The sequence below is a fragment of the Ruminococcus sp. Marseille-P328 genome (genome assembly GCF_964249465.1).
Classification (GTDB): Bacteria; Bacillota; Clostridia; order Lachnospirales; family Lachnospiraceae; genus Blautia_A; species Blautia_A faecis.
The window spans coordinates 1-18,026 of sequence record NZ_CAXUBQ010000028.1; the positions used below are offsets into that span (position 1 = coordinate 1).

Below are 18,026 nucleotides of genomic sequence, written 5' to 3' on the forward strand. Positions count from 1 at the left end.
ATCAGCTCTGCCCATTTGTAACTATTCACAAATCTTATATCAGTTTTTAACGTTTACACAAAACTTGAAACGGTCTCAGGCAAGGACATAGAATCTATCTGTGTCCTTCTTCATTTCTGCCTCTTCATCCCAAGTATGATCTGGCACATCTACAGCACCATCAACCTCAACAGCACCAAAATTCTTTGCCATATTATCCGGTACAACGTGTCCACCAATCTTGCAATCATCATTCTTCATATTGCTCTTCTCTTTATTTACATTGCTCTTCATATCATTCTTTACAAACATCTTATCAATATCCTCCGTAGTTAATTTTTTTGCTCTCTGCGCCCATTCAGTAGCTTCCAATATAGTCATATGTCCAAGCTCTTCCAGGATCATCTTCTTATCACCATGTCTCACAAGAATATTCCATTTACCATCTTTTTCAATCTGGAAACCATACCCTTTCTTTGCAAGTGACTTTATAAGTCTTGATTTGACAGCCACATAAGATGTAACCTTTGAAACTAGAATAGGATGATTCTGATCCACTGTAAATTTCACTACATCACCATTAACAAGCTTGGATCTATCGCCTACTGCCTTCCTGCCAAAACAATACTCTTTACCATCATCACCTTTGAGGATTCCATACTGTCCTCTGATGTAGTAATCAACAGTTCCTTGTAAATTTTTACTTGCCATAATGTTACTCTCCTTTGATTTTAAATTTTGTTTTTATCATTCACTGGGAATTTCTCCGTAGAGATCATTCATCCAGTTACATACAATTCTTCTTATTTAGTTTTTCATTTATTCTGCAAAATCTCACAGCAACAAATTCCGGAAGCCCAACATGGTTCTGCCATCAGTTCAAAATTCTTACTCTCTCAGTAAGCATATATATCCATCAATTCAACACAAATTTCACCCAGATATCAAGCAGTGCTAAATTGTCAGTCTGGAAAATCTTCGTCCGTTTTTACCTTCGTTTTCATATAAAATAGTCATTGCTATAGAAACAGCTGCTACCGCTGATCCTGTCATAGAAGATTGATATATGGGTGTCCATTTTGGCTTCCCATCTGTATGTTCCAAAGAAATGATACTTGAGAATATAGGTATCTCCGTTTTAGAGACTCCTTGCAGATCAGATAAATTATTCAGTGCAAACACACAAATTTACTTCCCGGCACACAGAATAATAGCTTATATTCCCCTATTCTCTTCTTTACGAAAAGGGCTCAGAAACCCAGTGTTTATGCGGCTTTCCAGACTCAAATGTGCATTTTTTATTCATCATTTTGCACATTTTTATTTTCTACAACTTATTATTTTGAGAGTTAATCTGATTAGAACGAATGAAATGTGAAGCTTTAGCGAACATTTCAGAAGTGATGACAAATGAACGTAGCTTTAGCGTAGTGAATGCGTCAGCACCTGTCGGAACGACAGATAAGTTAAGTGATTTTTATTATACTTGCCTGGTGTTCCACCAGTTTGCTGCCGCGCATCTAAAGATGCTTGTCATCACTTCACCATCTGTTCGCTAAAGCTTCACAGCTGGTTCGTTCGAAATTGATTGTTTGTTGATTCATCATGTAATTATAACAATATTAACATTTTTGATGTTTTTGAATATTCTATCTATATATTTTTTTTCCATCTTTATTCTTTACAAAAGAGGCTCGGAATCCCAGTAAAATAAAGGGTTTAAAAATCAAAATGTGCAGTTTTTGATGCTCATTTTGCACATTTTTATTTTATGCTGCTTTTTCAGTGACATAACAATTTTGAATCCAATTATTACTTAGATGTTGATAATACAAATATTTATTCTTTGGCGTCGTTTTGGCATTTCACTATAATATTTAGTGATTGGTCAATCCGACGCCAAAATATTTTTCAGTTTTTATATGAGGATTCTTCAAGAATCCAATATTTCTTATTTCTATTTGGATTGGATGTACCATCTTCTAAAATTCTACGGTTATCTGTCAATTTTTTCTTAGTAGGCTTTCCATTTTCATCCAATACACAATCCCGGAATCTGAATTTATACTTGTTACCATAATAATCTTGCAGTGCACCGTTCAAAGTATTAATTCCTGCACGTCTAAGTTTCACTCCGATTTTCTCAAACCACTTCACAAGCTCCTTGCGATCCTCTGCAAATAACCATCTTCCTTCCAGAGTATGCAGGTAATCCAGAAATTCATCCTTCTCATTTATGTATATATCCAACCACTCAGCCTTGGATCGGATATCATCACCGAATAAATTTAGAATCACATCTTCATATGACGTTTTTTTCATGTCATTGTAAATTTCAATATCCATCTTGTATTTGTTATATCTCATATGATGATAGTCCGGTTTACCATCAGCTTTGTTTTTGCCAAAATTACAGTAAAAGATAGGATTTCTTTGCATCACTCTACGATTATTTCCGTAGATTTTATAAAACTGGTCGTAATCATTTTTAAACAAATCAATCTGCTTCACATAGTTATTGTCAGTATTCAGCATACTTTGGATTGCCTGTTTGGTATAAAGTTTCTGGTAAAATGTACAAGTATCATCTGCATCTACCGGACGTTTTCTTCCAAATGCCTGAATAGCTGAATCTGCATCAAAAATTTCATTGAAAATGTGTTTCACCATTTTATCTTTGATATCAATACCATTATCCAGTACCTTTGTCGTAATCAGGATTCTCTTATCAAATGTTACTGTTCCATCCTCATGCTCGTAGATTACATTTTCATTTATAATGGCCTGCAATTTTTTTGCATTCTTGGAAGCACAATAAGAAGCTCTATCTCCGAACACCTTATATAATTCCAATACTCTGTCATAGGCATTGCAGAATATCACAATCTTACTATCTTCTTCCTGTGCCAGAATATCTTCAACCTTCTTTACTAAAGCCTTCTTTTGATAGAAGTAGAATTTCTTCACATAGTCATATTTCTTAGTAATGTTAAAATAATGATCCGGTGAAACTTTCTCTTTCAGTAAATGATTAAAAAAGACTTTTGCCGTTGCGCTGACATAGATAACTACATTTCCGCTCTGGTTCTTCAGGAAATTGTATGATATATCCGTGTAATCATTGAATCTTGCATCATTCGTGGAATAATGGCATTCATCAGCAATAATGTAATCAAAATCACCAATTATTGTATTAGAATTTATAAAACTTTCCAGCTGTTGATATGTCATTACATATACTGTCTCTTTTAACTCTAAAGCACGTACTTCACGGATAATCTGGTGTTTTAACCCCTTTCGATTACACAAATAAAGTACACGTTTTCTCTGATCTTTTGCGTATATTCCAAGTATATTGAGATTGAAAAATGTTTTTCCAGTACCAGTACCACCGTCCATGACGATTTTTGTATTCTTCCAGGTTTTATATGAATCTCCGATAAGTTCTGAGAAATACTGACTAATTGCTGCTTTGCCGTTTGCCATACAATCACACTTCCTTTCGGTACATCATCATTGTGTGATGTAAGGCCGGAGATTCTTCAAAAAAGAACACCTTTAACTTTTCATCTTTCTCAGAATCTTCCACTTTTAAAATTTTGAATCCGTGGCTACACAGCCAGTTCACCATATTCAGTGAACGTACAATATACATTGTTGTCTTTGGTCCTTTATACATGTTTGTTTTCCTCTCATTCTTAATTGTTCTTCCAGCACGGCCGGCTTTCATGCGTCAACAGTAACCGGTTCTACTGCCAGTTCATCTTTTTCTTCTGTTTTCTGTTTCGTTTTATTCTGAAAAATTAACTCATGCTTTCTACCTTTTATCAGCTGCACAATCTTATCTACAAACTGAACCGATAACATATCAGCGGTAATGTCACCATAAACAGGAGTTATCCGTCCTACATCCACAATCTCTAAATCTGGATATTTCTTAATCTCAGATTCTTCCAGAGGCACACGAAATGTCCGGTTACTTACTGTATAGGTCAGATAGTAGACTGTCTCTGGAATCATCTGCACCACGAATTCAACATGTTCCTTTCTGTCTGGATTGTAGAAGCCACTGTTGTTGACGTAGTTTCCAGATTTTAGGATTTCTTCGTAACCTTCCTCATAGTCATATGTACGCTTACGTTGCAGGACTTCACCCTTTTGGATATGGGCTGGTTCCAGGACTGATAACAGGACTCTCTTCATGCTGTAGTATTCTTGTTTCTTCTTGCGGTACTTATTTGCATTGCCGTATGGATCAGGGATGTAATGTATATACTTGTGCTCGTTATCACGACTGTTTAATGCTCTATTGTTTACGCTAAACAGGCAATCGGATAACATCTGTTCTGTGATCGTGTGGTTCTTCAGATTCTTCAGGTATTCTTTTGGTGGTTTCATGCTCTCTCCTTTCTGGCGGTAGATTGTGGTAGGTCTACCGCCGTGTGGGTTACATCTTATTTATATGGGTAATTACTCTTCGATCACCTTGTAGGTATCTTTGGCAATTTCGACCAGAATACCGCAATGCTTCAAATCCAGATATCCTGCTTCCATGCCTAACTCTTTCTCCATAGTCTGCAAGGATTCCTGCAAATACTGGTTGCACTTTTCCACTGGATCACTACCAATATCTAGTGTACAGAACAGGATGTCATTATTTGTCAGTCCTTTCTTCAGTGTAAACAGTACATCACCATTCTTTCTGAGTACCAGAATACCGCCTACCTGAAAATCTTGTTCCATAAGCATATCTCCGCTTGCCTGTTTAATATCTTCAGTTCGCATAAAGTATTTCTTTCCTTCAGATTTCGGCGCTACTAAGAAATTCTTAGTGCTATCCAGTCCCAGTGCCTCAAAAGTTACGTTCTCCATATTGTTTCTCTTCACTAATTTGTTACTCATAGTCGTATTCTCCTTTGATTTTGAAATTTTATATAATGCCTTTCGGCTGTTACTTACTTCTGTTTTTGATTCCGTTTTATTCCGAAAAAACTAATCTGAAATCACCACTTCGAATCAGACTCATTAACTTTGCAACAAACTGATTAGATACCAGCTCTGTAATCTCTTCGCCGTATGTATTCAGTTCTCCAATATCGACAACTTGCAATTCCGGATATTTCTTCAAATCAGACTGTTCAATTGGTGTATGGAAACTGTGGGTTCCTAAATCATAGAACAGATAATATGAGGTATGCGGAACATTGACCACAACAAACTCTACATATTCGTGTAATTCCTTATCATAGTAACCACTACTTCTCAAATAATTACCGCTATCGTAAATCTCATAATATTCTGGCTCATAGTCGTATACACGCTCTTTGTGGTACTCTGTTGTTTCATGGATGCAATTTGGCTTCAGTAATGTAAGCATTTTATCTTTCTGGCTGTAGTATTCCTCTTTCTGCTGACGATAATTGTCTGCGTTACCGTAGTAATCGGTTCTATATTTGGAATACTTATGCTCATTGTCTCTACAGTTCTTTGCCCTTTTATTCACGCTATAAAGGCAATCGGCTAACATCTGTTTAGTGATGATTTTCTGTTTCAAATTCTGCGTGTACTCTTTAGGTGTCCTCATATCCATGTTCTCCTTCTCTTCTTTAATTGTCCAGGCAGCAGCTTTTATATCTACCGCCTAAATCAGGTTATTTGCTTACTGCTTCATATCCTCTAGTTGACTTTCCGGTTCGGTTGGTCTTCAACAGTTTGCTGTCGTCAAACCATGGAATTGTACCGCCTACGAATCTTGATTCTGGCATTCTATTTTCAGATTTTCCGACCAGATGAATTAAACCGTTAGCTTGTAACACAACTAAGTCATTATGCTGCTTCTCCATATCTCATTTATCCTCACCATTGATACATGACTTTTCTCTGACATAACATAAGATGTACTTAACCTTTACTGTCCTCTTCTCTTTTTCAGAAGTTCCAGCTTTGTCATTTTCTTCTTTGTAGGTTCTTCTTTCTGCTCTGTTATATCTACTTCCGGTAATTCCAGTGAACCAAGCTTTGCTCTGGTGCTTTTCTTATTTCTCATACGTTCCGCATTAGCTTTTACAGCCAATTCGCCAAGCTTCTTTACATGAGATACCGGATAATCCAAGCCACTTGCAGCAATGATTGTCTTCCTGCCATTGAACCCCTCAAATACATTATCTGGCTTCCCAACTTCTGCAATTACATCCTCAGAATCAATATCTGACTTGTCATTTTTGGAATGAATGATACCGATATTCTCACAGATGTAGTTGTCCTCGATTGGTGCAAAGATTCCACTCTTAGTCAGCTTTTCAAGCTTGATCTTACTGTCTGTTCCATCTCCTGTTACGCTCAGGACAATTGCTCCGCTGTCTTTCAACATTTCCAGACGCTCTGATTCATCAAAATTGTTCTGTCTGCCGTAACTCTCATTTGAAAGAAATTCATCCAGCATACTTGCAAAATTCTTGTTGATATAATCGTAATTCTCGTTGCTGTCATTATTTAAGAAAAATGTTGCTCCCAAACCTTCTATTTCCTGAAGCTCCTGCACTGTCTCATAAGCGTTCTTATGTTTTGCCAAGGACTCACCAGATGCAGGTAACGCAATCACCGGACACACTGTCTTCACCGGATTACCCTCTTCGTCTTTTTCTTCCAGGAGCATTTCTGCAACAATTGGCGCACAGCCTGATCCAGTAGAACCGCCTCCGGCAAAGAGAATAAACACAATGTCTTCTTTGATTTCTTCAACAAATTTAATGAAATCTTCGTTTCCAGCCAGACAATCCATAGCTCTTTCACGGTGTCCACCAAATCCATCAAAGCCTTGTAAGGTATACTTGTTTGGTACGTCTCCAAGAGCTTTGTGATCCTGTTCGCTACCATTTGCAGCAGCGCCTTTATAATGACGCTGTACAAATTCTTTGTAGATTTTTCCTCCGGTGCTTCCAATCCCTAACATGTAACAATTCTCTCTGATCTTCATTCTGCTTTATCCTCCTTGAATAATTTGCGACCATCATTTGTTAAATAATAGGTGTTTGCATGGTTGTCCATAACGCCTTTTTCAAGATACCCAAGCTTTACCAGCTTAGTTACCATGCGGTATACTGTCATTCGAACTCCAAGAACATTTCCTGTCTCTTCCATGATTTCTTCAATTGTCATACTGTGAAATTGATCTGTCATATTGGAGCCATGTAGTGTGTCCAGAATGAGGTAATCTGATCTGTTTAATTTATTTGTCATATATACAATCTATCCTTCCTATATCTTCATATTGACTTTTATGTATCTTGACATTGCGTGAACATTACACCAACATATCACGACTCCAACTCTGTCATATCTTTTATGTCTGCTGCACGAATGCCTTTTTCCAGGATGTAATAAGTATCGGCTTGCTCTGCTTGACAGCCCTTTGCGGTATATCCCATATCACAAAGGTTCTTCAAACGCTTGTAAGCAGTAACCCTGGAAAATGGTAATTCTGGTATAATCTCCTGTAGTGTCATGCTCTCCTGATAATTCGTACACCGGTGCTCTTTCAGTACGTTCAGGATCTGAAAATCTGATCTCGATAGTTCCATAAAGTTCCTCCCTATTAAGTTTTTGTCTACCTTTATCTCAGCTGTAACCCACTGTGTAAAAAAATATGGTGATCTGTTCATTCCTTACTTCCGATTTCTCAGGAATTTCATTCTGCAAAAATGCACATTGCTGTTTTTCCTAAAAAAGGGTGCAAAAAATAAAGCAGTCTCACTGAAAGATATAAAAATAGTCCTGTGGGCTGTGGTATAGATGTAGGTATAAAGTTGTCATGGTACTGATTGTATTGCTTGTTGCTGTTTCTTCCTATTTATATAGGTGTTTATGTATTGGGTAATATGACAGAATATCCGAACAAACGTTTCGGATTGTCACTAAATGAAAAATAGACTATACTTAACTTGTCGAAGGTTATGTATGGATTCTTCATTCTTGATGATCTGTGCATATTGAGAGGTCATTGCTCTGCCAGGAGCTTTGATCTCTTTTTTTGTTTCTATGTCTAGCATAATATCACACCTAATAACTTGTGTCAATACTTAATAAGTATTTTTTTTACTTATTTATTCTTTGTTTGACTTTCTTCATTTTTTATATTACACTAACATCATTAGAAAGCAGGTGAATTATATGAAAATGGATAAACTTTTAATTACTGATAATTTACGCCAAAATATTGTTGAGCTTAGGAAAAAAAATGGCCTCTCCGCTTATGAATTATCTGAAAAAAGTGGTCACTCAAAATATTGGCTTCCTAATATTGAAAATGGTAAAACCCAAAAAATAAGTAAAGAAGATTTATTGTCTATTTATAGTATTCTATTAAATAAAAATGAGGATTCCGCTGTTATACCATATATTGAACAAATTATACAACAGCCACTTAGTTCCGATACATCATGGTATCAATTACATTCAGTACAAGAATCGAATATACTTCATAACAAATATATTCCTCAGTCTCATTCACCAGAGCAATTAAAACTTGTAATTAATAGCGAATTTTCAAACATAAAACAACAATTATTCAAAATAATTTCAGATCAGCCCCAAGAGAACCAAAAAGCTGCATTAAATGCATTGGAAACTTTTCGCCGATCAGTATATTTTAATCCAGAGCTTAGTTTAGCTTTAATTAATATTCCACTTTTTGGGGTAGATTCTGAGAACTCTAATGAATATTGTACTTGCATTAATGACTTGACAGCATTAGCTGCAAAATATAATGATTTTGCAAATAGAAAAGATATTCGTCAAAAACTATATATCGAAGAAAATATAAATAAACAACTTGAAGAAGAAAATTATCAAACCGCCCAACAAGTGAACACTAATTATTATAATCTACTATCACTACTTAAAGATCAACTAGTAAATGGACAGTATAATAACCTTTTTAATTTTTTAAATATGTTTTATTCAAGTATTGTGGAATCTCTCAAAAGACTTGTGTCTGATAACTTAAAAAATGAGCTTCCAGATATTAACGAAATTAAAAACGGCGATAATTTTTGTGATCTAATTATGTACTGCTCTAAATTACTAATTTTGCTACAAGATGACTACAACCTATCGCCACCTACCCGAGAACAAATTTCAACATATATGAGAGTAATTCATTTACTTCGTGAGGTTTCCACTATTCAATAGCCGTATTCTTCCCATGGGCTACCGATCATCCCGGCAGCCCTCTTATTATGCTCAATCCCTATTCTCAAATATCTCTGCCAGCGTCAGACTGATATTCGGAAACTCTCTCAGAGTAATCATCTGATCTGCATTGTAATAATCTTCTTCCGGATCATCCTGGAGAATATAACAATCTTGCAACACATACCGTCCTGCTACCAGATAATAAATCTCTACAGACCGTTCCATTGATGATACAATCCAATATTCTTGAACACCTGCTTCCTGATAAATCTTCAGTTTATCCCTCCGATCATGTAAAACTGTGGCTGGGCTTACAATCTCCACAACAAACTTTGGGATTCCACAATAATATGTGTCTCTAAGGTTTTCCCGGTCATGTACCACAAGCACATCCGGGACAACATAATCATCATTTACTACTGGATGATATCTGTAATCTAGATTACCAGTAAAGACCAAGCTTCCTTTTGGAAGTCCATAGTGAATTGCTGTGCTAATGTTCCCAGCTACAATACCATGTTGGTATGCTTCAGCTTTTGGGATTGTGTAGATCACGCCGTTTATCTTCTCTTCTTTGATGTTGCTGTCACAGTAAGATTTCTGTTTGGCTTTTGCTTTCTCTATAATATTCTCCGTATTATCTTGTAGAAATTCCTCAAATCTTCTGATCTCTTCAGAAGAATATCCTACAACAGAAATCCACGTATTCTCTGGAATCTCACACCTAGCAGAGTCAAATCCTGTTTCTGTCGGACGTTCAAAATTAACAATTACTTTCTGTTTTCCAGATTCAGTTACAATCTGCGAATGTACAATCTCTGTTTCATCTGGCAATGTAATATATGGGTACATCATACAAACCAACTCCCTTATATATCCATTTCCGCAAAATCAATTACCAGATTATCATATATACCTGCTGGTACTTTATCTGCCATGGTATAAGTTTCCATTTCGTTCTGCTCGAAGTTATATACCATTACCATGTCTTTTGCATAGTCCACAATCCAATACTCACGGACTCCTGCTGTACGATATTTAAACAATTTAATCATGTAGTCCATACGGCGGCTTCCTGGTGAAACTATCTCAATGATCCAATCGGGCGCACCCTCACAGCCACGATCTGATAATTTGTTACGGTCACAGATTACCGAAATATCAGGCTCAATATAAACAGAATCATCATCATTAAGTAATACTGCAAATGGAGCATGATATACCTTACATTGTCCACCATTTCTCTTGATATAATCATGGATAGTTGCATACAGTTCACCTGATATATCCTGATGTTTACGGCTTGGAGCTGCCTGATAATAAATCTGACCGTCAATCAGTTCTGCATGTTCATTCTCTGGCAATGCCATGATATCCTCTATAGTATACTTTTTATTTTCCTTTAAAGCTGGCATTTACAGTCACCTTCCTTTTTGTCCTCCAACATTTATTTTAATCTACTCCCATTATAGCTGTTTTCCATTGCATTATCAACGTAATTTCGCCCAGGCCGCAGTGAATCAGTATGGAATACAGCTGTAGCCGTTCCACTCTAAATCCTGTCTTACTTCCCTTATCAGCCTTTTAGTTATCATAATATTCTGCTTGTGCTTGATCTCTACATGATATCCTGTCAGTATTGATATGTACTTGTAATGGCTACCTCCACTGCCTTTTTTATTATCTGGAATATAATGGTTTGCTTCCAGATAGGCAATAAACCGGACTTCATCTCGTCTATCAAGTTTTCCGCTCATTGTGCTTCTACTCCTTTTTATGTCCTGCTACCTGTTCCCGATTTCTGTAGGGAGTCGTGTTTTGCGACTCCCTTAATCGCATTATTCAATGATGTACCGCATCATAAAATACGTAAACTCTTCATATTCGATAAGCTCATTTATGGCTGCCTGATTGTAAATCTTTCTTAATGCAGCTTTGCATTCTTCGCTATCTGCTCCAAGTAAATATTCATGCGCCCATGTAGTAAAAAAACATCTGATCCGCTCCGGTACATTCTTAGTCTCCCAATTATTCTGAATTGCATAGTCAATGATTCCCTGTAAGCTCATGTTGTAGCTCCTTCCCTTACCGTGCCACACTCTTAATTAACTTATTCGCCAGTTTCCATTTCAATTTCTTGCCATACTTCTTTTCCATCTGATACAAATAGATTTCGTTGATCCGGTCAAAAAATGTGTCCGGGAGCATTTTATCTTTAAAGGTGTTGCATGTTCGACATGTGCACTGAAGATTTTCCACTGAATCTGATCCACCCAATGACGTAGGTCTGATATGGTCTATTGTCATGTCCTCATATTTGATTTTTCTACCGCATAATACACAGCGTCCGTCTGCCTGATTGTAAATCATCATTCTTGTGGTCTTTGGGAAACACTTTTTCTTCTTTCGTCTGTAACAGATACGCTGTGTTTCCGTATCGTAGGCATAAAAGCCCTTGGTAGCCTTGACATTTTCCCTTATAAAAATACTGCATCCCTGAAATGTAAATGTCTTTGCCTTTGTGAGATCAGTTGTCTTCTGGATCTGGTGCTCTTCGTCCAAGTATATGTACTCTGTTCCATTTGTAATAACTATCATTTGTCTGCTCTCCCTTTTGCATTTGCTTCTGCTCGTTCCTTTAATATCTGTAAATCTTCAGGCTTTACTAATTCTGCTATCATATCCCAGAAATAGTTGACTGTACCAGTTCCCTTATGAAATGCTATAGCATAATCAAGCATTTCCCAAATCTCTTCTTTTGTGAGTGGTTCTGTTGCGTCTGCCTCTGCAATATGGTAATAGAATCTTTCATCAGGACACATCCAGATTCCAAGAATCAATCCGTCCTGAAATACACAATGTAATCTTCTCATTTTGCCTTATTACCTCCAATTTCCCTTGATTAACTGATAAATCATTCCTAGCGCAATCGGCGCAGCCATTAAATACATATTGTAATATTCTGGATCGCCGGTTACTTTGCAGATAACCCACGGAAACAGTGCCACAAATACAATCAGCATGATCTGCTTCAGAAATGAGATCAACAATTCCCTTAACAGCTGGCGTTTACGTTGTCTGCTTACAATCTGCTTTACTTTCTGTTTACGCTGTCTCTCTTGCTCATGCTTCTTATTTTCCAGAAGATAATTTGCAACAAGCTCAACAACTTCATCTTCTCTGTATAACCGGATTACTTCGGGTTCTCTTACCGCTTCCATTTTTAATTCCCTCCTACTTATGTATTAGCCGACTATCTCCCATCTTATGTAGATGGGAACGCTTTGAGCCTAAAGTCCTATTTATAGTCGCTCAAACGACTGTTCTATTTTCTGTATTCTGGCTTGATAAGCTTAGAATCATCAAACCATTTAACAGATCCACCCTTGAATTGTGTCTCAGGCTGGAAAATCACACCATTACTTATCTTCTTTACTTGTCCCGATTCTGTTTTTATTGCAATATTTACATTCTGCGTCATATCTGCCACCTCGCTATTAAAATATTTTTCCTGTTGCTACTGCCATAGCTATGTAAAAGCCATCTGCAAAAGTGTTCTTTTCAGTACGATTTACAAGCTCTTCAAGCTCATGTTCAATTCGGTATTTCTGCTCTCTGGAAGCTCCGGTTAGCTCACATATGTATTGCACAACATCATCCAAGTTATGACTGTAATCATTGTGATCTGGCGTGATTTCTTTGCATCTATCATCACACCATGCGTCAAACATGGATTCCATTACTTTATTTCCTAAGTCTGTCATTGCTCTGCCCCCTTTCTAAAACCAGAAGTCCATCAAGAAATCAAAATCTCCATCCCACATTTCTTGCGGTTCTTGCTTAGGCTCTGGATCTTCGCCTAAAGCTCTTAATTCTTCGTCTGTTAAGCCATAGTCTTTCATGCTTGTAAGTCCTCCTGCTCTGGCAATGGGTGTAATAAGCTTAGAGCTATAAGCACACCCTCTTTGAATGCTTCATACTGAATTACTTCTGAATAATCCACAATAGCTGTGTACAACGGATCATGTTCTGCTTGACCTTTAGCAGCTTCATTGATTACTTCAAAAGCTGACTGTTCATCTGAAGATGTGGTATGCACGTTCACCCAATGTTCATACAAGGTCTTTATTGCGTCCCTCATGAGCTACACCTTTCTCCCCGATCAGCCGATAGGACAGCTATTTAATGTTAGATTGTCAACATCAGCTTCAAATACTGATACACAAGTTTTCTTGCTTCAAAGTCAATCTTTGCAATGTGATCCAGAAGCTCAACCGGCTCTTCGTCACTGAATGCGATTGCTAACTTATCCGGTAAAGGTATATTATGGATTGCTCGCTGTACTACTGGCTCAACCATCTGGTGTATAGTCTCCTTCAGTAATACTACAAAATCCTGTTTGGACATGTCACACTCCATGTAAATAGGCTCCACGTAATCCTGGTACTCTGTGAAGGTGATATAGTTTTCTCCGTATTCGGAAATGTCAATAAACTCGCAATACATCATTGTTTTATTCCTCCTGTTGGTTGATTGATTTTATATTGTCGGGACTGCCTAATTGACAGCCCCATTTGTTACTATTAAATTGTTTCAAACACGCCAGATTTCAACATATCGGTAAACCAACAGTCAAAATCTTGATATTCTTCTTTATTAACCAGATCACGGTAAACTTCTTGCATTTGCTTGTATGTAAAACTTCTGCCATTTATCGGCTCTTCATAGCTGATATATTTTGTTTCTTTCATGTTGTTGTTCCTTATGTTTGACTACTTGACCGCCATCTCTGACGGTCAACGCTCACAGCTTAAAGCCCTGTTTATAGTGGCTGTGACCACTTTGATGATTAACTATTCTGAAGTGCTATGTATCTACGAGCATCCTGCAAGCATTCTGCTTTAGTGTTTCCAAAAGCTACAGCATTACCCCAATCATTTCTTGCGACCCACTCTGAAACGGTACCGTTCTTTTTAGCTCTTGAATTTAAAGGATCATAGTGTTCAATTCTTTCAAATGTTAAATCCTGAAGTTTCATGTTCTCACCTTTCTGCGGTTGACCTCCACCGCAAGGATAAGGAATTTATCTTACATATAATCTGCGGTACTGGGAAACCCTCTGATAATCTGCCAGTGATCCGAGATCAGCTTCAAGCTGTTTACTGTCCAGTGTTCGGCGCTCGCAAGTTGAAACCTTAATTGTAAAGTCTTTGCCGGATTCTGAAAGTTTGTTGTTGCTATCCAAGTAAGAAATCATCTCACGCTCTGCATCTTTCAGCTGTGCATCAAGCTCTTCTTTCATTGCTTTTAAGCTTCTGTAATCAGCTACGACTTTTTCTAATTCGTTCATTGTTGTACACATATGTTTTTCCTCCATGTCCTTTTATTCTTATTGGAAGAACTCAGCTCCGGTGAGCTTTAAACCAATCTCGACTGCTAGGCATCTTTGCTTATCTCTCTCCAGTATTATGTAGGTGTCTCCGGTGTGCTTGTGCTACTTCGTTTTCACCCTTCGCTGTGTTCTTCGTTTGTGTGTTGCTGTTTTGTTTATGGCTTAATAATACACTTGTTTTAGGTGTATGTCTATTGACGGATCAGCCAAAATATACACTTGTTTTTTGTGCATATTGTGCACTTGTTATAAGTGTATGTTGTTTTCAACGCAAAACAAAACACTTGTTCTAAGTGTAGATTTGTGATAGAATATAAGAAAAACGGAGGTTTCTACAATGTTAAAATATAAGATTGATATATTAGAAGAATTAAAAGAAAAAGGATATACTTCCTATAAGCTAAGAAAAGACAAAATCATGGGCGAAGCACAAATTCAGAAAATCAGAAATGGTGAAATTGCCAGTAAAGAAACATTAAATACTATATGTAAATTATTGCAGTGTCAGCCCGGTGATATTTTAGAATATATTGAAGATATCACAGAATAACATGCACTTGTTTCTTGTGTATATTATGTACTGTTTTTAAGTGTTTATTTTGTGAACCATTGCCAATATACATGCACTCGTATTGAGTGTATAATTGACCTCAACAAATGAACTACAGCACCACATAATAGGAGGTCAAGCATATGGCAAGCTTAAATGTATATGAAATGGTAACGGAAAGAATCATTAAACAGTTAGAACAGGGAACAATTCCATGGCAAAAACCTTGGACTGGTGTTCGGTCTGGTGCATTCAACAGAGTTAGCAAAAAGCCTTACAGCCTTATAAACCAAGCTATATTGGAAAAACCTGGCGAATACGCAACCTTCAAGCAATGGAAAGATTTAGGCGGTCACATTAAAAAAGGTGCCAAAGCTGAAATAGTAGTTTTCTGGAAGATCATTGATGTTGAAGAAAAGAATGATAAAGGTGAGATTGAAAAGAAGAAGCTACCACTTCTTAGGTATTACAATGTATTCCATATTTCACAGGTTGAAGGCGTTGAGCCACTGAAAGAAAAGCTCAATACAGAAATCGAACCGATTGAGGAAGCAGACAGAGTTATAAAAAATTATGTGGATCGGGAGCATATCACATTCAAAGAGTGTATAAGTGATAAAGCTTTTTATAGACCTATGACCGATACAGTGGTTGTACCGCTTAAAGAACAATTTAAGAACACTAATTCATTCTATCAGGTAGCATTCCACGAAATTACACATTCAACAGGCGCTCAGAAAAGACTTGATAGAGATATAAAAGAACTCGCTCCATTTGGTTCTGAAATCTACAGCAAAGAAGAATTAGTTGCAGAACTTGGAAGTGCATTCCTTATAAATCATCTGGGAATTGAAACAGAAGGAACATTTCAAAACAGTGCTTCATACATTGAAAGTTGGCTTCAGGTTCTCAGGAACGATAACAAGTTTGTTGTATCAGCTTCAAGCAAAGCAGAAAAAGCGGTCAACTACATATTAGGCATAAAATGATAAAGGGGCGGTTGAAACATACCGCTTCTTTTTTTGCGTTATGGTTTTCGGTGTTTGCTTCCGGTTGTGTTGGTCTGCTATGGCTTCCGCTTCTGTTTGCTGTAGTTCGGTTCTGGTCTGTTATGCTTGCGCTGTGTCGGATAAAAAGAAAATAATTGTGGTATCTGCTGTGAATGTGGTGTAATGATATGGTATATACTGTTGATATAATGCAGACCATAACAAGAGATATACAATACAATGACATGGTGTTATCTGTGATGATCCATGAGTTATACAGTCCATAGGCTTATATTGTCCTATGGCTTTTTTATTGTGTCGGGCTGTGATCTGGTGTGTGGTGTTCTGTGTACCTGGCGTTGGTTATGTCTGTAATGTAATCTGACAGAACGAATTGTTATATCAGGTTGTCTGGTACTCACTGGGAAAATCCTAGTGAATGAAAAAGGGGGCTGTGGTGCGATATGATGATTAGATATGTGGTATTCTGCTAAGAGTGGGATCTTGTTTGATTGTAGAGCTTATTACTGAGTAGTGCAGAATGTTATACCAGATTGACACAGATTCCTAAAATGGGAATGTGGTCTGTATATGCTGTGTGGTGTGTTGGACTGTGGTTGTATGGGTGGATTGATTTACTATGTGAAAATCTGGGACTTGTACTGTGATCCGCTCTGACATGATAACGTTATATGGTTCTTGTCTGCTGTGGGATGTATGGTTATCTGGTTTGGGTGATCTGGGCTGATATTGTACAGTCTGCTATATATGGGTAGGCTGTGGGAATGTCTTTTTCTGTGGTTGTCAGTCTGGAAGCTATGCAGAATCTTTTTTCTGATATATGTTGTTGATCGTGTATGTCCTTTAATTGTGTGGTCTGTCGGGCTTATGTGTGTTGCTGCTGATATATCCTAGTATTTTAGTATGGTATAGGTGGGTGGGGGTACTTTTAATCATTTGGGTGTTTGGTTTCTGTCGGAATGGGTGAATGTGGTTTAATTGCACACTGACTGGAAAAATAGCCCGATACGATACGAGATCCATTCCAAAATAACGGAATCGACTGCTGATTTTGCATATTGTAATCAAGAAAAGCATATGCTATAATTGCCGTAGGCAAAGAAGTAAATTGAATCCAAACGCAAGACAAAAGCCCCCAGAGGTCGCATCTCTGAGGGCTTTCTTGCTCGTTGCGGTGAGCTAATCCGTTTAGGCTAGTTGCTGTTTATTTCTCACTGTCTAACCATTTGCAAATGTAGTAGGCAACTACACTTGCCGTAACAGAGAGAATAAAAGAAGTAATCAAATCCAAACGCCATCACCTCCTCTCTGTTGCGAGAGTGAGATTCAGCAACATTATTACTATATCATGCTCACAGCACGATATAACGGACTTGGAACGTCATTTCTTATATTGATTCTTAGAACTGTATGTGCTATTCTTATAAAGGCAAAAGGATAACGCCAGATCACAATGAACATCTCCTTTCCGTGCCGGTATAGGAGTAGCAACACGGATTTCCCCAGATATAGGCAGTCTGGGGATTTCTTTTTGCACAATTAAGATATCAGAACTGATCTTTATATTCCGGTTTCAGCTCCAAGTATTTTGCAAGATTTATTCCCTTATTAATTTCAACCACATAGGACGGTTGTATTCCTGCGGCTTTAATCACTGCTGCTGGGGATATTCCTGCTATCCTCATTTCATCTGCATAGAGTACACCCAAAAGATATATCATAGTTGTTCTCTTTGCATTCTTAATCTCACTCATTTCACGTAACTTATTCCCAAGCTCAACAACTGTCATTTGTACCTTCCTCCCGATCATAAATATAAGCTGATTATAGCACAATTTGATATTATGGATATAAATTTGCATAAAAATATCAGCAGAATACACACCGATAAAAACCGAATTTT

Annotated in this window: 29 protein-coding genes; 3 read left to right on the forward strand and 26 right to left on the reverse strand. The window is 37.3% G+C overall.

Features of this window, described 5'->3' with window-relative positions:
* Nucleotides 1-75: 75 nt before the first annotated feature.
* The 10 genes from ACESTK_RS16955 to ACESTK_RS17000 form a co-directional block, all read right to left on the reverse strand.
* Nucleotides 76-690 carry a hypothetical protein gene (locus tag ACESTK_RS16955; RefSeq protein WP_373120325.1) on the reverse strand — a complete coding sequence of 205 codons (615 nt, stop codon included), beginning with the start codon at nucleotides 688-690 and terminating at the stop codon, nucleotides 76-78.
* 1,200 nt (nucleotides 691-1,890) lie between these two features.
* A complete protein-coding gene (locus ACESTK_RS16960) occupies nucleotides 1,891-3,465 on the reverse strand; it encodes a DEAD/DEAH box helicase (RefSeq protein ID WP_373120326.1) in 1,575 nt (524 codons plus the stop codon).
* A 4-nt stretch (nucleotides 3,466-3,469) separates the two neighbouring features.
* Nucleotides 3,470-3,658, reverse strand: a complete 189-nt coding sequence (locus ACESTK_RS16965) for a DUF5659 domain-containing protein (RefSeq protein ID WP_148462956.1) — start codon at nucleotides 3,656-3,658, stop codon at nucleotides 3,470-3,472.
* A 47-nt stretch (nucleotides 3,659-3,705) separates the two neighbouring features.
* Nucleotides 3,706-4,377, reverse strand: coding sequence for a hypothetical protein (locus ACESTK_RS16970; RefSeq protein ID WP_373120327.1), 672 nt, complete (start codon nucleotides 4,375-4,377; stop codon nucleotides 3,706-3,708).
* 72 nt (nucleotides 4,378-4,449) lie between these two features.
* Nucleotides 4,450-4,881 carry a hypothetical protein gene (locus ACESTK_RS16975; protein ID WP_373120328.1) on the reverse strand — a complete coding sequence of 144 codons (432 nt, stop codon included), beginning with the start codon at nucleotides 4,879-4,881 and terminating at the stop codon, nucleotides 4,450-4,452.
* Between the two features lie 76 nt (nucleotides 4,882-4,957).
* Entirely contained in the window at nucleotides 4,958-5,563 is a 606-nt protein-coding gene (locus ACESTK_RS16980; RefSeq protein WP_195409649.1) for a hypothetical protein, read from the reverse strand.
* Between the two features lie 67 nt (nucleotides 5,564-5,630).
* Entirely contained in the window at nucleotides 5,631-5,822 is a 192-nt protein-coding gene (locus ACESTK_RS16985; protein WP_373120329.1) for a hypothetical protein, read from the reverse strand.
* A 65-nt stretch (nucleotides 5,823-5,887) separates the two neighbouring features.
* Complete coding sequence (locus ACESTK_RS16990; RefSeq protein ID WP_373120330.1) at nucleotides 5,888-6,955, reverse strand: hypothetical protein; 1,068 nt, start codon at nucleotides 6,953-6,955, stop codon at nucleotides 5,888-5,890.
* Complete coding sequence (locus tag ACESTK_RS16995) at nucleotides 6,952-7,218, reverse strand: hypothetical protein (RefSeq protein ID WP_148462949.1); 267 nt, start codon at nucleotides 7,216-7,218, stop codon at nucleotides 6,952-6,954. The genes ACESTK_RS16990 and ACESTK_RS16995 overlap by 4 nt, the downstream gene beginning before the upstream one ends.
* A 77-nt stretch (nucleotides 7,219-7,295) precedes the next feature.
* Nucleotides 7,296-7,559 carry a hypothetical protein gene (locus ACESTK_RS17000; RefSeq protein WP_373120331.1) on the reverse strand — a complete coding sequence of 88 codons (264 nt, stop codon included), beginning with the start codon at nucleotides 7,557-7,559 and terminating at the stop codon, nucleotides 7,296-7,298.
* A gap of 589 nt (nucleotides 7,560-8,148) precedes the next feature.
* Here ACESTK_RS17000 and ACESTK_RS17005 point away from each other — a divergent pair.
* Entirely contained in the window at nucleotides 8,149-9,168 is a 1,020-nt protein-coding gene (locus ACESTK_RS17005; RefSeq protein WP_347505609.1) for a helix-turn-helix transcriptional regulator, read from the forward strand.
* 51 nt (nucleotides 9,169-9,219) lie between these two features.
* Here ACESTK_RS17005 and ACESTK_RS17010 read toward each other — a convergent pair whose 3' ends face one another.
* From ACESTK_RS17010 to ACESTK_RS17080, 15 genes are all read right to left on the reverse strand, one after another.
* The gene (locus ACESTK_RS17010; protein WP_373120332.1) at nucleotides 9,220-10,026 is read right to left on the reverse strand and encodes a Uma2 family endonuclease; all 807 of its coding nucleotides are present in this window, start codon (nucleotides 10,024-10,026) and stop codon (nucleotides 9,220-9,222) included.
* Nucleotides 10,027-10,040: 14 nt separating this feature from the next.
* Entirely contained in the window at nucleotides 10,041-10,586 is a 546-nt protein-coding gene (locus ACESTK_RS17015; RefSeq protein ID WP_373120333.1) for a Uma2 family endonuclease, read from the reverse strand.
* Nucleotides 10,587-10,691: 105 nt separating this feature from the next.
* The gene (locus tag ACESTK_RS17020; RefSeq protein WP_373120334.1) at nucleotides 10,692-10,928 is read right to left on the reverse strand and encodes a hypothetical protein; all 237 of its coding nucleotides are present in this window, start codon (nucleotides 10,926-10,928) and stop codon (nucleotides 10,692-10,694) included.
* An 81-nt stretch (nucleotides 10,929-11,009) separates the two neighbouring features.
* Entirely contained in the window at nucleotides 11,010-11,240 is a 231-nt protein-coding gene (locus ACESTK_RS17025; protein ID WP_373120335.1) for a hypothetical protein, read from the reverse strand.
* 16 nt (nucleotides 11,241-11,256) lie between these two features.
* Nucleotides 11,257-11,769 (reverse strand): HNH endonuclease, encoded by a 513-nt coding sequence (locus ACESTK_RS17030; RefSeq protein ID WP_373120336.1) that lies wholly within the window; start codon nucleotides 11,767-11,769, stop codon nucleotides 11,257-11,259.
* On the reverse strand, nucleotides 11,766-12,044 hold the full coding sequence (locus ACESTK_RS17035) for a hypothetical protein (protein ID WP_373120337.1): 279 nt from the start codon (nucleotides 12,042-12,044) through the stop codon (nucleotides 11,766-11,768). The genes ACESTK_RS17030 and ACESTK_RS17035 overlap by 4 nt, the downstream gene beginning before the upstream one ends.
* A gap of 9 nt (nucleotides 12,045-12,053) precedes the next feature.
* On the reverse strand, nucleotides 12,054-12,392 hold the full coding sequence (locus ACESTK_RS17040) for a hypothetical protein (protein ID WP_373120338.1): 339 nt from the start codon (nucleotides 12,390-12,392) through the stop codon (nucleotides 12,054-12,056).
* A gap of 104 nt (nucleotides 12,393-12,496) precedes the next feature.
* Nucleotides 12,497-12,652, reverse strand: a complete 156-nt coding sequence (locus tag ACESTK_RS17045; protein WP_373120339.1) for a hypothetical protein — start codon at nucleotides 12,650-12,652, stop codon at nucleotides 12,497-12,499.
* A 16-nt stretch (nucleotides 12,653-12,668) separates the two neighbouring features.
* Entirely contained in the window at nucleotides 12,669-12,935 is a 267-nt protein-coding gene (locus tag ACESTK_RS17050; RefSeq protein WP_373120340.1) for a hypothetical protein, read from the reverse strand.
* 15 nt (nucleotides 12,936-12,950) lie between these two features.
* Nucleotides 12,951-13,073, reverse strand: coding sequence for a hypothetical protein (locus ACESTK_RS17055; protein WP_373120341.1), 123 nt, complete (start codon nucleotides 13,071-13,073; stop codon nucleotides 12,951-12,953).
* A complete protein-coding gene (locus tag ACESTK_RS17060; protein WP_373120342.1) occupies nucleotides 13,070-13,312 on the reverse strand; it encodes a hypothetical protein in 243 nt (80 codons plus the stop codon). The genes ACESTK_RS17055 and ACESTK_RS17060 overlap by 4 nt, the downstream gene beginning before the upstream one ends.
* Before the next feature lie 47 nt (nucleotides 13,313-13,359).
* A complete protein-coding gene (locus tag ACESTK_RS17065; RefSeq protein WP_373120343.1) occupies nucleotides 13,360-13,680 on the reverse strand; it encodes a hypothetical protein in 321 nt (106 codons plus the stop codon).
* A 74-nt stretch (nucleotides 13,681-13,754) separates the two neighbouring features.
* The gene (locus tag ACESTK_RS17070) at nucleotides 13,755-13,922 is read right to left on the reverse strand and encodes a hypothetical protein (RefSeq protein WP_373120344.1); all 168 of its coding nucleotides are present in this window, start codon (nucleotides 13,920-13,922) and stop codon (nucleotides 13,755-13,757) included.
* Nucleotides 13,923-14,020: 98 nt separating this feature from the next.
* Nucleotides 14,021-14,209, reverse strand: coding sequence for a hypothetical protein (locus ACESTK_RS17075; protein ID WP_148462938.1), 189 nt, complete (start codon nucleotides 14,207-14,209; stop codon nucleotides 14,021-14,023).
* Nucleotides 14,210-14,254: 45 nt separating this feature from the next.
* Complete coding sequence (locus ACESTK_RS17080) at nucleotides 14,255-14,533, reverse strand: hypothetical protein (RefSeq protein WP_373120345.1); 279 nt, start codon at nucleotides 14,531-14,533, stop codon at nucleotides 14,255-14,257.
* 367 nt (nucleotides 14,534-14,900) lie between these two features.
* Between ACESTK_RS17080 and ACESTK_RS17085 the strand changes: the two genes are divergently transcribed.
* Nucleotides 14,901-15,113, forward strand: coding sequence for a helix-turn-helix transcriptional regulator (locus ACESTK_RS17085; protein ID WP_173767152.1), 213 nt, complete (start codon nucleotides 14,901-14,903; stop codon nucleotides 15,111-15,113).
* Between the two features lie 143 nt (nucleotides 15,114-15,256).
* On the forward strand, nucleotides 15,257-16,102 hold the full coding sequence (locus ACESTK_RS17090; RefSeq protein WP_373120346.1) for an ArdC family protein: 846 nt from the start codon (nucleotides 15,257-15,259) through the stop codon (nucleotides 16,100-16,102).
* 1,568 nt (nucleotides 16,103-17,670) lie between these two features.
* On the opposite strand, the gene ACESTK_RS17095 is transcribed toward ACESTK_RS17090, so the two are convergent.
* Complete coding sequence (locus ACESTK_RS17095) at nucleotides 17,671-17,913, reverse strand: hypothetical protein (RefSeq protein WP_373120347.1); 243 nt, start codon at nucleotides 17,911-17,913, stop codon at nucleotides 17,671-17,673.
* Between the last annotated feature and the right edge of the window lie 113 nt (nucleotides 17,914-18,026).